Origin of the sequence: Syntrophaceticus schinkii, from assembly GCF_000946815.1 — a bacterium.
Taxonomy (GTDB): domain Bacteria; phylum Bacillota; class DSM-12270; order Thermacetogeniales; family Thermacetogeniaceae; genus Syntrophaceticus; species Syntrophaceticus schinkii.
Genome location: NZ_CDRZ01000083.1, coordinates 1 through 1,523, shown reverse-complemented (window position 1 = coordinate 1,523; position 1,523 = coordinate 1). Strand labels below are relative to the sequence as shown.

Below are 1,523 nucleotides of genomic sequence, written 5' to 3'. Positions count from 1 at the left end.
AAATAGCTGTTTTGGCTTTGTCGTCCAGCAGTTTGCTTTGATTGATGACTATAACACGTATCAAAATGTGAAAGTGCCTTTAGATTATACTCGAATCAGTAGGCGGGAAAAGAAGAAACGAATTGAGGAAATGATTTGTAGATTGGGTATTGAAGATAAAAAGAATAAACTTCCCAGTGAACTGTCAGGAGGGCAATCTCAAAGAGTGGCTATTGCTCGGGCACTGGTCAATAGACCGGAAATAATACTGGCGGATGAACCGACAGGGGCACTGGATCAAAAAACAGGAAGGGTGATAATGGATATATTCACTAAATTAAACTTGGAGGGGAAAACCGTTATTATCGTAACCCACAGCCAGGATGTCGCGGAATATTGCCGTCGAATCATAATGTTGGAGGATGGTAAGATAGTGTCTGATATGCCTAATTGATGGATTTTTTATAGAAGAAAGAAGGGAGTGCTGATATGAAAAAAAATAAAAACTAATTTTCTTTTTGCCTTACTTTTGATTGGAGTGGTATTGGTGGCAGTGGTATCTGCGAGTGTCTCTTCAGAAAGCGGAGTTTTATCTTTTGACGAAGAGCACAACAAAACTGTTGAGATTAAAAATGATAGCAATAGAAATAAAAGGGTTAATTTGGAGCTGAGTGTACAGGATGATCATCAGGTAACAGGCTCGGTATTGGTAGAGGTTGTCAATAACGATGGTTCAATAGCTTTAAAAGAGGATTTAACAGCGGGAGACAGTATAAAGGATAGTTTCTTTTTTTCGAGAGGGGGCAATGAAAAGATTATTGTAACGCCGAAAGACTTTGAGGGAACAGTGAGATATAAGGTATTTCGCATACTTTTCTATTAATTATCGTCTTCCTATAGGCGAAGCCTCGGTTTGACCGACGAACTGATTCCTGCTCATATTTCTGGACGTAGACTTACTGTGCTGCATGATCCAAAAGAAACAATATCCCAGGAGTTTATAGACATAGGGGAGTATATACGAGTATCAACTCCAAAGGTGTGGTTGCCAAGGAGATCTCCAGGGCAAGCCTGGATGTGATGGATATACTGGAGCTTAAAAGAGAAATAGCCAGCTACGGCGACTTTTTTATATCCATCAAAGAGAGCTATGACAGCCGTACAGATGATGATGAGTTTTTATTGATATTTTATGCTGCCCTGGCGCAAAAAGAGAGGAGCAAACTGCTGGATTGGTAAAACTGACCCAGATGATGAAAGCCAAAGAGTGGAAAGGTAATTCTCCAAATCCGGCTTATGGCTATATATTAAGTGAGGATAGGCAGTATTATGTGAAAATCCGGATGCTTATCCTACACTTCATTTTATCATAGAGAAGTATATAGATGGTTGGGGACAGCAAAAACTTGCAAAATATTTAAACAGCAAAGGAACACCTGGACCCCGGGGAAAAGGTGGCATTCAACAGTATCAGAACAACAGAAGCGTGACAAAAGGACCGTCCTCGCGTCACGTTTCACGCTCCATTGACAAAAAATATACTT

The 1,523-nt window shown here is 40.1% G+C and carries 3 protein-coding genes and 1 pseudogene; all 4 read left to right on the top strand.

Annotated elements, in window-relative coordinates:
• On the top strand, window positions 1–433 hold a 433-nt coding region (locus tag SSCH_RS04980), incomplete at its 5' end, for an ABC transporter ATP-binding protein (RefSeq protein WP_044664516.1).
• Between the two features lie 75 nt (window positions 434–508).
• On the top strand, window positions 509–862 hold the full coding sequence (locus SSCH_RS04975) for a hypothetical protein (protein ID WP_156972108.1): 354 nt from the start codon (window positions 509–511) through the stop codon (window positions 860–862).
• A gap of 158 nt (window positions 863–1,020) precedes the next feature.
• Window positions 1,021–1,218, top strand: a complete 198-nt coding sequence (locus tag SSCH_RS18915) for a recombinase family protein (RefSeq protein WP_044664514.1) — start codon at window positions 1,021–1,023, stop codon at window positions 1,216–1,218.
• Between the two features lie 115 nt (window positions 1,219–1,333).
• Window positions 1,334–1,523, top strand: a pseudogene (locus SSCH_RS21720) (recombinase family protein); the annotation flags it as partial.